The following is a 13853-nucleotide window of genomic DNA, read 5'->3' on the forward strand; positions in this document are numbered from 1 at the left end:
AGGCCGCTCGAAAGCGACCTTTAATAATCAATTTGGCGAGAAACGAATTAGCCTTTACCGCCTTTGATGGCATTGATGATTTCACTGGTTGAGCAACCATCTTCGAAGTTCAGTACGCGCACTTCACCGCCTGCGGCAATCACTTCTTTACCACCTGCAATCTCTTCTGGTTTGTAGTCGCCGCCTTTCACTAGCAAGCTTGGCAACACTTCAGAGATCAAACGCTGCGGTGTATCTTCACTGAAAGGTACAACCCAATCTACTGCGCCAAGGCCTGCCAGTACCGCCATACGGCGATCAGTTGGGTTTACTGGACGACCAGGGCCTTTAAGGCGTTTCACTGATTCATCGGTATTGACCGCAACGATTAGGCGATCGCCCAGCTCAGCGGCATGGTTTAAGTAAGACACATGTCCTGCGTGTAGAATGTCGAAACAACCATTAGTCATTACAACCTTCTCACCTTTCGCACGTGCTTTCTTCACTGCTTCAATCAGTGCTTGTTCTGAAATCACACCGTAGTCTGTGTCTTGGCTACCGTGAATCGCTTCTGCTAACTCAATCTCAGAAAGCGTTGATGTACCAAGTTTGCCAACCACAACACCTGCGGCTGCGTTTGCTAGTGCACACGCTTCCTCAAACGATTTACCCGCAGCAACAGATGCTGCAAGAACAGAGATAACTGTGTCACCAGCGCCTGTCACGTCGTACACTTCTTTCGCTTGGGTCGGCAAATGGAATGGCTCTTGCCCACGGCGAATCAAGGTCATACCGTTTTCGCTGCGTGTTACCAATAGCGCTTCAAATTCGAACTCTTCAACCAAAGCCAGTGCTTTCTCAACTAGCTCTTGGTCAGATTTCACTTTACCCACAACGTCTTCGAACTCTTTCATGTTTGGAGTAAGCAGTGTTGCTCCGCGGTAGCGTTCAAAGTCCGCACCCTTCGGGTCAATGAAGACAGGGATGTTTGCAGCGCGTGCTTTCTGAATGTAAGCCTGCACGTGTTCTAGAGAGCCTTTAGCGTAGTCAGACATGATCACTGCTTTCACACTTGGTAGTGCGGTTTCCATGCGAGACAGCACTGGCTCAGCGTCTGTGTTCTCGAACTTGTCTTCGAAATCCAGGCGAATCAATTGCTGACCACGGCTCATCACGCGAAGCTTAGTGATAGTTGGGTACTCTGGCAGCGCAACGAAATCGCATTTCACTTTTAGCGAGTTCAGTGTTTCCGTCAGTACTTTCGCTGGCTCATCCATACCCGTTAGACCAACAATGTGAGCGTGACCGCCGAGTGAAGCAATGTTCATTGCTACGTTCGCAGCACCACCCGGACGCTCTTCATTGTTTTCTACTTTCACAACAGGTACTGGCGCTTCAGGAGAAATACGTCCAGTCGGGCCATACCAGTAACGATCTAGCATGACATCGCCGATGATAAGCACACCAGCGCTGTTGTAATCAGGTAGAATTGGTTTCATTATTGGTCTCCAAAAATTAAATCACGGTGAGTTTAACACAGCCTTTTTCTAGGCTGAACCTTGTGCACGACTTCTGCTTAGGCAAACCATTGATTCCATGCTTGCTTCACCCACTCTCGCTCAGCAACAAATTTCTCTTCCGCCACATCGGCATCTAAGTTAAGCAAGTTTCGACGATGAATCTCGTCACGCATTGATGTGTATGCGCGCGTCAGTTGCATCGCTTGATCTTCTTCCATGACACCTTGTGCAATCAGGGTTTCAAAAATACGTACATTATCGCACCAGCGAATCAGCTTCGGCTTACTGTGACTGTAGTTGAGCACAAGGTATTGAGCGAGAAATTCAATATCGGTAATGCCGCCGTTATCTTGCTTAAGCATAAAACGACCGGACTTTTTCCCGCCCAAGTGGTCACGCATTTTCTCACGCATATCGACCACGTCTTTCTTTAGCGTGTCTTGGTCACGCGGTTTACACAGCACGTCATGACGCGTGTTGTGGAAGGCAATCGCCAAAGGCTCATCACCATAAATCATGCGCGCACGCACTAGGGCTTGATGCTCCCACGTCCAAGCGTCTTTATGTTGGTAGTCGTCAAACGCATCGGTTGGGCTTACCAACAAGCCTGAAGCGCCAGATGGACGTAAGCGAGTATCCACTTCGTACAGAATGCCTGATGCAGTGCGGGTTGAGAAAATATGAATGATGCGCTGCGCCAAACGAAGGTAGAACTGGCGACCATCGATTTCTTTCTTACCATCGGTATAGACGTTTACTGGGCAATCATGCATGAAGACGATATCAAGGTCTGAGTTATAGCCCAGCTCCCAGCCGCCAACTTTCCCGTAACCAATGACAGCAAAGCCCTTGCCTTCACGATCTTTGACATGCGTCGGTTCGCCATATTTTTCCGACACTTGTAACCACGCTTGGTTCACTACCGCTTCGACAATCGCTTCTGCCAAGTAGGTTAAGTGGTCACTCACTTTCATCACAGGAAGTACGCCAGCAATGTCTGCAGCGGCAATGCGGAGGATACAGATCTGCTTAAACTGACGCAGCGCTTCCATTTGCTGCTCCATATCATCCTCTGGAATGCGAGCAAGGAAGTCACGTAGCTCTGTTCGGTAGCTATCGAGTGGAATTGGGTTGTACAGATGCTGAGGATCGATCAACTCATCGAGCAGAATCGGGTAGCGCGATAGCTGCTCTGAAATCATTGGGCTAGCGGTACACAGGCGAACCAATTGCACTAACGCCGCCGGATGCTCATCCAACAACTCAAGGTACGTTGTTCGAGTACAGATGTTGTGCAGCAAGTGCAAAACTCGCGGCAAACCAAATTGCGCATCTGGGTGGGCAAATACTGCATCAAACACTTTTGGCATCAATTTGGTCAGCACTTCTCGACCACGTGGGCCAAGTGTCTTCTTCGCCAAATCTGCTTTGAACTGCATGATGGTTTTAGCCAAGTGTTCTGGGTTCTCAGCTTTGATGTCCTCTTGTAGAACGTGTTCAAGCACGTCTTGTTTAGTCGCCATGTCCCACAACTCATGGAAATGACGAGCGACGGCTTCCGCTTCGTCCTCTTCATCATCACCAATCAAGCTTTCAAACACCTTATGCACGTTTGCCATGTGTTGTTGAGTTTGAGCAATGAGCGCATCCCAACTATCAAAGCGCATTGCAGTGGCAAGTTTTAGCTGCTCGTCTGCACAATCGGGCAAAGTTTGCGTTTGCTTGTCTACCATCGCTTGCAGCAAGTTTTCTAGTTGGCGCAGGTACTTATAAGCCGCTTCAAGGTTATCGACCTCTGGTTGAGTTAGCTGACCCAATTCACCGATTGCACTTAAGGTTTCTAGCAGGCCACGGCCACGTAAAGATGGCTCGCGACCACCACGAATTAACTGGAACACTTGAGCGATAAACTCAATCTCACGAATGCCGCCCGCGCCCAATTTGATGTTGTTACTCAAACCACGACGGCGCACTTCACTGCTGATCATGGATTTCATGCGGCGCAGGGATTGAATCGCACTGAAGTCGATATAACGACGGAAAACAAACGGACGCAGCATCTGGCGTAACTCTTGATATTGCGGATACATCTCGCTGCCCATCACGCGCGCTTTGATCATCGCGTAGCGTTCCCAATCCCTTCCCTGTTCTTGGTAATAGTCTTCGAGCGCTGCGTAGCTCATGACCAACGGGCCACTTTCACCAAACGGGCGCAAACGCATGTCCACGCGGTAACAGAAGCCATCAAAGGTTTGTTGGTCGAGTGCTTTAATGATGCGCTGACCCAAACGGGTAAAGAACTGCGCGTTGGCAATGCTGCGGCGCGCACCTTGGGTCTCACCGTTTTCTGGATAAGTGAAAATCAGGTCGATATCAGAAGAGAAGTTCAGCTCACCGCCACCAAGCTTGCCCATGCCGATGATCAGCATAGGTTGCGCTTCACCTTCCGCATTGGTTGGGGTGCCCCACTCGTTGCAGCAAACCTTGTACTGCCATTGGTAAGTTTCGAAGATCATCGCCTCAGCCAATTGAGACAAATGACTGAGCGACTCTTCTAATGTCCAAGTATGAGTGAAGTCTTTCCACGCAATGTAGGCCATCTCGCGGTTACGGAACTGGCGCAGCACACGATGGCCAGCCATTTCATCTTGGCATTCAGCTAAGAGCTCAGCCAAGCGTGCACGATACGCTTGTTGTCGACTGCTTTCTGAGAGCATAGAGGGCAAGTCTTGCGCCAGCTTCTCATCACGATGAATCACTTCGGTAATGAACTTGCTAAGGCCAGAGACAAAACGAAACTGCTCGGCAATCTCACTTGGCCATTGTTGAAAATATCCCGCTTGCTCGGCGTTTTGAACCGCAGAATCCGCGACAGAAATCAGTGAAGAAGGCAGCTGCATTTTTCTTCCTTGTGTGAAAAGCACTGTGGTTTGAGAGGTATACACTCTTTTATACCAGAGTTGGTATAAATAAAAACGCCCACAAAAGGTTTGTGGGCGTTTTATCAAAGCTTACTGAAACTAGACTTCAAAAGATTTAATCTTCTTATCTAGCTCTTCGGCATTGTTTTGCATCATCTCAGAAGTTTCCAATAACTCGGTAACAACCACTACCGATGCTTCTACTAACTCACGGACGTTTGTTAGGTTCTGGCTCATTTCTTCTGCGACGCTACTTTGCTGACCTGACGCCGTTGCGATCTGGAAGTTCATGTCGTTGATTTGCGTCACTTGGCCAACAATACCGTCAAGCTCGCTGCCCGCATTCGAAACCAGTTCTACACCTTCAGCCGCTTCAACCACACTCTTCTCCATCAACTCAACCGCTGAGGTTGCGCTTGATTGAAGCTGGGTGATCATCTCTTGAATTTCCACTGTCGCTTGCTGAGTGCGTTGTGCAAGGTTACGAACTTCATCTGCAACCACCGCAAAGCCACGACCAGCTTCACCCGCTCGCGCTGCTTCAATTGCGGCATTTAGAGCGAGCAAGTTAGTTTGCTCAGAAATACCTTGGATGGTGCCAACTACGCTGCCGATGGCATCAACACGTTCTTCTACTTGGTTAACGGCACTTGCCGAAGAAGCGATATCCGATGACAGTTCGCTCATCTTAGACACAGTTTTCTGTAGGAATTGCTGACCTGTCACCGCTTGTGTTGAAGCTTGCTCAGTTAAGCTTGAGGCAGTTTGAGCATGATCTGCAACCGTTTGAACCGTCGAGGACATCTCGCTCATGGCTGTTGCAAGTTGGTCGATCTCATTGAACTCTTCTTGCGCTGACTCTTTGGTTTCCGACATGCTGAGTGTCATTACTTCTGTCAGTGTCGCCAGTTCATCAGAGGCGTTGATCTGCATTTGAATCACATCGTGCAACTGACGACGTGTTTTCTCTAGCTCGCGTGCTACGTCACCGTATTCGTCTTTACAATCCATACCGAAAGGCACAGATAGGTTTTTACTCGCCATTAGCTTGATCGCATCACTCAAGTACTGCGTTTGACGAAGCATGACGCGTGCCGCCGCCAGCAACAGCACGACAAAAACAACGAAATAATGCCGTTTGCCATGCAACTTGCGTGAGATAAGCTTCATAATGTTGTTGGGCGACTTGCTCATTCTGTGTCGCCGCAAGTAATGAGTTGTAAAACGTATTAGCGCCCCAAAGTTGTTTTGCCACAATCAGGATGGTACTGAATACCATCAACATGACCATTTTCGGAACGAGCTTGATGTCGGATATCACCCTTTCCCACGGCTTAAATGCCAGCTTTTCCATTGTCAGTTCTCCACCGAGTCTTATATAGTCTATGTATTACTTATAGTTATGCGCGCACTTGGCTCTGGTTGCGCGATTTATTTCGAGCTTCGTATGAAAAACCATGATATCAAAGACAGCACTAAACCGATGGGGTTGCTATCACTAATCTTGTCCTTCATGGCACTATTTGTGATCTCTGGCCTGTTGTTTTTCCCGCTTGATCACGAAACCCGACAAGTACTTATCGGTCTGGATTTTATAATCTGTAGTATTTTTCTACTTCAGCTCATCGTAGATTTGATCCGAGCCGCAGATCGATGGTCATTTCTCAAACATCACTGGATCGATTTTGTGGCGAGCATCCCAATGATCGAGCCATTGCGCTACGCACGCTTATTTCACATCTTGCGTGTCATCTTGGTCTTACGCTCTTCTAAATTCATTCTTTTCCAGCTCAAGCAAAACCGTCGTGAAACCACATTAGCCTCAATCTTGTTGTTGATGGTAGTGCTCATTACGCTTGGTTCGAGCGCGATGCTATTTATCGAAGGACAAAACCCCGAGGCAAACATTCAGACGGGTACGGACGCTTTGTGGTGGGCTTTTGTCACCATATCAACCGTAGGTTATGGCGATCATTATCCAGTCACGACGGCTGGCAAATTGTTAGCGGTGCTGATCATCATTTGTGGCGTGGGTATCTTCGGTATGATTTCAGGTTTGATTACATCGATTCTCACAGCACCAACTCGCCAGCAAGACAATCGTTCAAAGAATAAAGAGAAACTGTTGGAACAGGTGTTGGATAGGCAGGAACAGATCTTAAATCGATTGCAATCGATCGAAGATGAACTGCATGAGCAAAAAAAAAACAACAGACAAAAAAATAGGACCTTGTGGTCCTATTTTCGTTTTTATTCTTGCCAGTAGGGTTCGACTTCAACGCTGATGGCTCGAGTCTGATCCATCGCATGCAGAATGGAACGCTCTTGGCGATGTAACCAACGCTCAAGTTGCTCTTGCTCTTCCCCTTCTAACATGCCAACTAATGGCAACAGATGGTTAAGCATCAGTAGGTCATCAATGCCGTGCACTAAATCCGCCCACGGCAGACGGAAGCTGGTACGCTCCTCGGCATCGTACAAACTCGCAAAACCAATACCTGTGTAAAGGTTACGCAGCAAGCGGTAACGTTGATCCACATACTCTTGTGCTGATAAGTCGCGCTCAGCAGGGAAAGCTTCCATCAGCTCAGCCCAAGTGCGATCCAATTGCTTCACAGAGAAGGCTTGGATGTTGCTCGACATCTTTTCGCGCGCCTTGTCATCAAGGAATGGCTGCCAGCCGCGCGTTAAGATCCAACGGCTCAAATCCAGCAGTAAACTGGTGTAACGTGCCGAACTCAGTAGTTCTAGCACTGCTTCGCGACTTGGGAGCTCACCTAATTGTTGAGTCAGCTCAGACACTAAGAACTTACGTGCATCAAGCTTACGCAGCACGTTGCCTTTATCATCCAGCAGCTCTTCCAAGTGCGCGTGTTCATCCAGCCACTCTAGCTCTTCTTCGAGCCACTTCATTTCTTGGCGCAAAATAGCACTTGCTCGGCGCGGCACCATACTGCCAAAAATTGTGAAAGTTTGGCGGATAAAGCGAATCGCATTGACGATTTCACGTAGTGATTCAACACAATCACGCTCAGCATAGATTTGCTCGTGGTAATGCCAATGCGACAACGCATGCTCTAGTGAATTAATTAGGCAGTATTCAACGGTGTCGTTTTTCGTGCTGTCGACCAATGCCAGCGGTTTGACTTCATCACCTGCGTAGCCACTTGCTAAACGGTAGCCTTTAGCCGCTTTGCTTAAGTTACCCAGACGCATACCGCCCGCGTCACACAAGCTGCGAGCAAGCGTGAACAGCGCTTCTGTTTGACCAGATTTCAGTTCTAGCTCAACTTCACAGATAGGATCTTGTTTCTCTTCGCCATCTTCACCTTGGGCAATCACAGCGCCTTGGTCGAACGCGACTTCAATTTGGCTGCCATCAGGCATACCAATCAGCCACTGTTCGCGAGTGAAGTTAGTAGAGAATAGAGGCGTCAGCTCAGCTTGCAGTGTTGCGACATCTTTACCTGTTGGCCAGATGTCAGAAGGGTGAAGCGTGAGGTCTGGCTCATTACTGGTGTGCTCAGCGTTGTATTCTGGTCTTTGATGAAGGCCCGCAACAACGCGTCCTGCTGTTTTTACGGTTTGGACAAAAACATCATCAAAACGGCGAATTCTTAAACCAATGTCGTGCTTTCTTAACCATTTATCAGCGGTATCAAAGTAGGTGTTACCTAAGTCACGACTACTGTGCTGAAGTACTTTTGTTTCGGAAATTTTAGCTCTTAAAGTTTCTGAAAATTCAGGAGAAACAAAAAACTTCAGTTCTATCTCGGTTTCCATAGCTATACCTTTCAAAGCAGATAGAAACAGGATATTGCCTAATTTCTCACACGGCAAGAAAGAAATATCGCCCGAATGATGATCTAAAACAGTTTTAATGAGCGATTTAATGCGTTAACATGCGCGCCTTTATAGCCATCGTTCAACATTTCGCCAAGAAATGGTGTATGTTTTTTTAAGGTTATAGTTATTAGGTTGAATGACCATGCCAGTAAATACAATTATGGGGTTATTTGCAAAGTCCCCAATTAAGCCTTTGCAGCGCCACGTTGTGTGTGTCAACGAATGTTGTTCACACCTGGTTAAGTTCTTTGAAGTTTCTTCAAAGGGTGACTGGGAAAAAGCAGCTGAAATCCGTGCTCAAATTTCTCACCTAGAGAAAGAAGCGGACGTGCTGAAACGTGAAATCCGTCTAAAACTGCCTCGCGGTTTGTTTATGCCAGTCGATCGTACTGACATGCTTGAGCTTCTGACTCAACAAGACAAGCTTGCTAACCTGGCAAAAGACATTGCTGGCCGTGTATATGGTCGTCAACTTGTCATTCCTGAGGCTCTCCAACCAAACTTCCTCGCATACGTTCAACGTTGTCTTGATGCGGCTGATCAGGCGCAAAAAGTGATCAACGAACTTGATGAACTCCTAGAGACCGGCTTCAAAGGCCGTGAAGTAACGCTCGTTGCTGAAATGATTCATCAGTTGGACGTAATTGAAGATGACACCGATGCAATGCAGATTGAACTTCGCCAACAACTGATGGCGATTGAAGCTGACATGAATCCTATCGATGTCATGTTCTTGTACAAGATTCTTGAATGGGTAGGTGGTATTGCCGACCAAGCGCAGCGCGTAGGTGCTCGTTTGGAAGTCATGCTATCTCGATCTTAAAACATAAGTTAACGACATAACGAAGAGCATTACTAACGCGTGTCAGATGGACGATGACTATTTTCACCGTCTTATGGGCTGATGCGCGCAAAATTTTGCTCCGCTTGTTATAAAACAACTAGGTATTACGATGGATATCCTTGCGAACTACGGCACTGTCCTGATTATTGTTGCAGCGATTTTTGGTTTCATGATGGCGATTGGTATTGGCGCGAACGACGTTGCTAATGCTATGGGTACATCTGTTGGCTCAAAAGCGCTTACCGTTAAACAAGCGATCATTATTGCAATGATCTTTGAATTTGCGGGTGCATATCTTGCAGGCGGTGAAGTAACCGACACTATCCGTAAAGGTGTTATCGAAACATCTCTATTTACTAGCCAACCTGACATTCTTGTCTACGGCATGATGTCAGCGCTTCTTGCGGCTGGTACTTGGCTTCTACTTGCTTCTTACATGGGCTGGCCTGTATCAACGACTCACTCTATCATCGGTGCAATCATCGGTTTTGCGTGTGTGTCTGTAGGTACAGAAGCGGTTGACTGGAGCAGTGTTCAAGGGATTGTCGGTAGCTGGATTATTACTCCGGTTATCTCAGGCTTCTTTGCTTACGTTATCTTTGTCAGCGCACAGCGTCTGATCTTTGATACTGAGAACCCACTATTCAACGCGAAACGATTCGTTCCAGTGTATATGTTCATCACGACGATTGTGATTGCACTTGTAACAATTAAGAAAGGTCTGAAACACGTTGGCCTTCACCTAAGTAATGGTGAAGCGTGGATGTGGGCAGCAATCGTCTCTGCTGCAGTAATGGCAGGCGGTTACTTCTACATTCAGAAGAAATTCGCGAACCGCGAAGAAGACCACAGCTTTGCTGGCGTAGAAGGTATCTTCAGCGTACTAATGGTTATCACAGCGTGTGCAATGGCATTCGCACACGGTTCAAACGACGTAGCTAACGCGATCGGTCCACTGTCTGCCGTTGTTTCAACAGTTGAACACATGGGTGAAGTTACAGCGAAAAGCACAATCGCATGGTGGATTCTTCCGCTAGGTGGTTTTGGTATCGTAGTTGGTCTAGCAACGCTAGGTCATAAAGTAATGGCTACCGTTGGTACTGGTATTACTGAACTAACACCAAGCCGTGGCTTTGCAGCTCAGCTAGCAACAGCATGTACGGTAGTTCTAGCATCAGGTACTGGTCTACCTATCTCTACTACTCAAACTCTAGTAGGTGCGGTTCTAGGTGTAGGTTTCGCTCGCGGTATCGCAGCACTTAACCTAGGCGTGGTTCGTAACATCGTTGCATCTTGGATCGTTACGCTACCAGCAGGCGCACTATTGGCAGTAGTATTCTTCTACGGCATCCAAGCGATGTTCTCGTAAGAGTAAACACCGTCAATACAATGTAAGCTCTTTGTCATTATTGACTCAAACGCACAGAAAGGGAGGCTTTGCCTCCCTTCTTTGTTGCACCGAAGTTTGAAACTGCATAATATTCGTCTATTTCCGGCTCCAATAATTCGGTGCCAAAGCTGTATCCAAGAAAATCGTTAAGGGATTTACTGTGAAAAAACTAATCATCACGGTTTTGTTTACTTTGCTAGCAGCGCCAGCGGCACTAGCGGCAGACCGTTATATTTCTGATGACCTATTCACTTTTATGCACTCTGGTCCAAACAACACTTACCGCATTATGGGCAGTGTTAACGCAGGCTCTAAAGTACAACTTCTTCAAACAAACAAAGACACGGGTTACACACAAATCCGTGACGCTCGTGGCCGTACAGGCTGGGTGCAAAGCAAGTTTGTTACGAACCAAGAAAGCATGGCAATTCGCCTTCCTCGCGTAGAGAAAGAGCTGAAAGAAGTGAAAGAGCAACTAGCAAACGCACGCCAGAACTCAGACACCGAAAAAGCGGGTCTAGTGACATCACTAGAAACGCGCAACCAACAGATTTCTGACCTAGAGAAGAAATACTCTGAAATCAGCGACCAGCTTACTTCTGTTGAAACAGAAAACCGCGAACTTCGCGCGAAGCTAGACACGCAAAAAGATGACATGCTACTGAAGTACTTCACTTACGGTGGTGGTGTTGCAGGTCTTGGTCTGCTATTTGGTTTGGTACTGCCACACCTGATTCCTCGCAGAAAGAAATCGCCAGCAGGTTGGGCATAATAGCTCCCAATTGAATCGATAAAGAAAAGCCAGTCGTACTCGACTGGCTTTTTTGTTGGTTTGGTTCAACGAGGCTCTGTGATATTCGCTCTCTAAGCCCGTCTAATGCGTTGCTCCCCCTTCTCGTGGGCACAATTATAATCGATAAGCCAATCCAAGTTGGGGCTACAAAAAAGCCAGCGGCAAAAGCTCACTGGCTAATTGGATTTGGAATAGAATCAAGCGGTATTATTACCCTTTCCATTCATACAGCGCAGGTATGCGGATTTGTTCCCCTTGGAATTCGACGATCACTGCTTGCGGTTGGATCTCTTTTAGCGTGACTTGTCCATCAACCACATCACCTTGATGGTACTCGACGTTGTTGATCTTCACCCAACGACGGTTTGCATCACTTGAATACATGTGAGTCTGTAAGTTCAGAGCTGGCAAGCGACCATGCCACTGGCGAGCTTCACGCTCCAGATCACCAACAGATGAAGAGCTATTCAGTGACGGTTGATCATTGTTTGATAAAGCACTTTCAACTTTCAGCGCCAAATCTGGCGACAATGAGGACAAATCGAGATCATCGAGCGATAAACCAAGGTCATCATGGCTCTGCATGCTCGGGCTGGTTTTAACCGTTTGTTGTGAAGGTTCTAAAAGATCCTGCTCCCCAGGAATTGCGTTGTTAGCCGCATAGTTTTGATCGACAAAAGTACCGTAATCTTGCGATAGCTCCGCGGTAGGCCAATCTCGTTCCAACTGCGCCAATTGTGGTTCGTCTGGATAACTCAAACTTTCAAATTTTGCTTTCACCATTGGCATTACTGGCTTCGCTAACGCTTGTGCTTTCTCTACGACCACAGGTTCAGGAGCCTCTTGAGCAAACAGATCCAAGTACCAAGCTGCCCCAACCGCAGTAACACTCATTGGTAACAGGAAGAGTCCAACATGCTTCATGACTGACATTATGCGTCCTCCTCATTTATCTGTTTTAGCTGTGGAGCATCAATTTGAACGCTCTGCTGCAAACGTTCTAAGGTGTGTTTACCTGCAATGCCATCAACACCGATTCCTTGCCAACGCTGGAACAACTCGACCCGCTCTTTCAGTGCGCCATCGTAAATGTCACTGCCAAGCGGTTGCTCGTTCACGGCTTGTGCTAATAACTGGTCAAGCACGTCAATCGCAGGTCCTTCCATATCTAAGCGCAGAGTATCTTTAAGCGGAGCTTGCCAAAGTTCGATGATGTTGCCTTGCCACAGCGGCTTGATCCATGACACAGGCAAACGAAGGCGTTGGCTGCCGTTGAGAACTTCGACTTTGTTGTCACCAATCGCGTAAAGGATCACATAGCCCACTTGGCCTTGGTAGTTGAGCTCTAAAATCACCGGACGGTTTTGTTGTACCAGCAATGGCCATGTCGCCATTTTACGTTCACAACGCATGGTCGATTGAGGCTCCGATAAACACAAGTTGTCACGTACCGAAGCTCGATACCCCCAAAGCTTGTAAAGCTCGTTCACCGCTAGATTCGATTGAGTCTGCTCTAGCAGCATATTGCGCTGTTCATTCGTCAATTGATCATTAACCACAGGCGCAACGGCTTGTGGTGCCGTTACTTGAGCGACCTGAACTGGCTGAGTGCTTGCGGTCGGCTTTAGAGGCATTTGTTGCATGACAGCCCAACCAATACCAACAGCGGCACAAACACCGATTGCAGCCGAACCCCAAATCGGCCATTCAAAACTGCGGCGAACAGGTTTGTCTTGTTGGTAAATCTCGGCTTGGAACTGCATCACTTCTTCACACGCTTGATGCACGGTTTGCTTATCCACCGTCACATTGCCTTTGTGATAACTCATGTTCAGTGATTTATCACAAATCAGGTTAATCAAGCGTGGAATACCGTGGCTGTATTTGGCAATCAACTTAGTCGAACTGCGGTCAAACAGCTGTTTATCACCACCAGCAGTATGCAAACGGAAAGTGATGTAGTCTGCGGTTTCTTTGTCATCCAGTGGCAGTAAGTGGTAACGGCCGGTAATACGCTGAGCAAGCTGACGCAGTTGTGTGGTTTGTAACAAACGCTGTAATTCTGGCTGGCCAACCAACAACACTTTGAGCAGCTTACGTGTATCCGTTTCTAAGTTAGTTAACAGGCGTAATTGCTCAAGCACATCTGCTGCCAAGTGCTGAGCTTCATCAATCACCAACAGGGTTGTCCAACCCGATTTATGATTGCGCAGCAGGTAATCATGAATCGCTTGGTTAAGCTGTTTGAGTGTCGCATCTTGAGGATAAGTGATTTTGAATTCGTCACAGATGGCTTCGAGCAGATCTCGGCTCGAAAACGTTGGGTTTAGAATCAACCCAGCTTTGGTGTTCTCATCCAAATTCGCCAGCATGGCTTTTGCGACCGTGGTTTTACCTGTCCCCACCTCGCCAGTTAGCATGGCAAAACCACCACCATCACCTAACCCTGCTTGGAGATGTGTTATCGCCTCCTTATGACGTTGGCTCAGATACAGATAACGCGAGTTTGGAACAATCGAAAATGGCAGTTCAACAAACCCGAAAAAGTCCTTATACATTA

At 47.5% G+C, this 13853-nt stretch carries 9 protein-coding genes and 1 pseudogene; 4 read left to right on the forward strand and 6 right to left on the reverse strand.

Features of this window, described 5'->3' with window-relative positions:
- Positions 1 to 47: 47 nt before the first annotated feature.
- The 3 genes and pseudogenes from hldE to KIV40_RS00360 all read right to left on the reverse strand — a co-directional run bounded on the left by hldE (position 48) and on the right by KIV40_RS00360 (position 5774).
- The gene (gene hldE / locus KIV40_RS00350; protein ID WP_005528761.1) at positions 48 to 1478 is read right to left on the reverse strand and encodes a bifunctional D-glycero-beta-D-manno-heptose-7-phosphate kinase/D-glycero-beta-D-manno-heptose 1-phosphate adenylyltransferase HldE; all 1431 of its coding nucleotides are present in this window, start codon (positions 1476 to 1478) and stop codon (positions 48 to 50) included.
- A gap of 77 nt (positions 1479 to 1555) precedes the next feature.
- Complete coding sequence (gene glnE, locus KIV40_RS00355) at positions 1556 to 4399, reverse strand: bifunctional [glutamate--ammonia ligase]-adenylyl-L-tyrosine phosphorylase/[glutamate--ammonia-ligase] adenylyltransferase (RefSeq protein ID WP_285347631.1); 2844 nt, start codon at positions 4397 to 4399, stop codon at positions 1556 to 1558.
- Positions 4400 to 4519: 120 nt separating this feature from the next.
- Positions 4520 to 5774, reverse strand: a pseudogene (locus KIV40_RS00360) (methyl-accepting chemotaxis protein).
- Between the two features lie 48 nt (positions 5775 to 5822).
- Here KIV40_RS00360 and KIV40_RS00365 point away from each other — a divergent pair.
- Positions 5823 to 6686: an ion transporter gene (locus KIV40_RS00365; RefSeq protein WP_285347632.1), complete on the forward strand. Its 864-nt coding sequence runs from the start codon at positions 5823 to 5825 to the stop codon at positions 6684 to 6686.
- Here the strand turns inward: KIV40_RS00365 and KIV40_RS00370 are convergent.
- A complete protein-coding gene (locus KIV40_RS00370) occupies positions 6671 to 8203 on the reverse strand; it encodes an inorganic triphosphatase (RefSeq protein ID WP_285347633.1) in 1533 nt (510 codons plus the stop codon). The two genes, KIV40_RS00365 and KIV40_RS00370, sit on opposite strands and share 16 nt — an antisense overlap.
- A gap of 205 nt (positions 8204 to 8408) precedes the next feature.
- Here KIV40_RS00370 and KIV40_RS00375 point away from each other — a divergent pair, with 205 nt between their 5' ends.
- The 3 genes from KIV40_RS00375 (at position 8409) to KIV40_RS00385 (ending at position 11272) form a co-directional block, all read left to right on the forward strand.
- Complete coding sequence (locus KIV40_RS00375; protein WP_005431974.1) at positions 8409 to 9089, forward strand: TIGR00153 family protein; 681 nt, start codon at positions 8409 to 8411, stop codon at positions 9087 to 9089.
- 130 nt (positions 9090 to 9219) lie between these two features.
- Positions 9220 to 10479 (forward strand): inorganic phosphate transporter, encoded by a 1260-nt coding sequence (locus KIV40_RS00380; protein WP_012126961.1) that lies wholly within the window; start codon positions 9220 to 9222, stop codon positions 10477 to 10479.
- Positions 10480 to 10660: 181 nt separating this feature from the next.
- Positions 10661 to 11272 carry a TIGR04211 family SH3 domain-containing protein gene (locus KIV40_RS00385; RefSeq protein WP_005528771.1) on the forward strand — a complete coding sequence of 204 codons (612 nt, stop codon included), beginning with the start codon at positions 10661 to 10663 and terminating at the stop codon, positions 11270 to 11272.
- A gap of 231 nt (positions 11273 to 11503) precedes the next feature.
- On the opposite strand, the gene KIV40_RS00390 is transcribed toward KIV40_RS00385, so the two are convergent.
- Positions 11504 to 12226: a general secretion pathway protein GspB gene (locus KIV40_RS00390; protein ID WP_285347634.1), complete on the reverse strand. Its 723-nt coding sequence runs from the start codon at positions 12224 to 12226 to the stop codon at positions 11504 to 11506.
- Entirely contained in the window at positions 12226 to 13851 is a 1626-nt protein-coding gene (locus KIV40_RS00395; RefSeq protein WP_103413598.1) for an ExeA family protein, read from the reverse strand. Before KIV40_RS00395 ends, KIV40_RS00390 begins: the two co-directional genes overlap by 1 nt.
- Positions 13852 to 13853: the final 2 nt, after the last annotated feature.

This window comes from Vibrio sp. D173a (genome assembly GCF_030248475.1).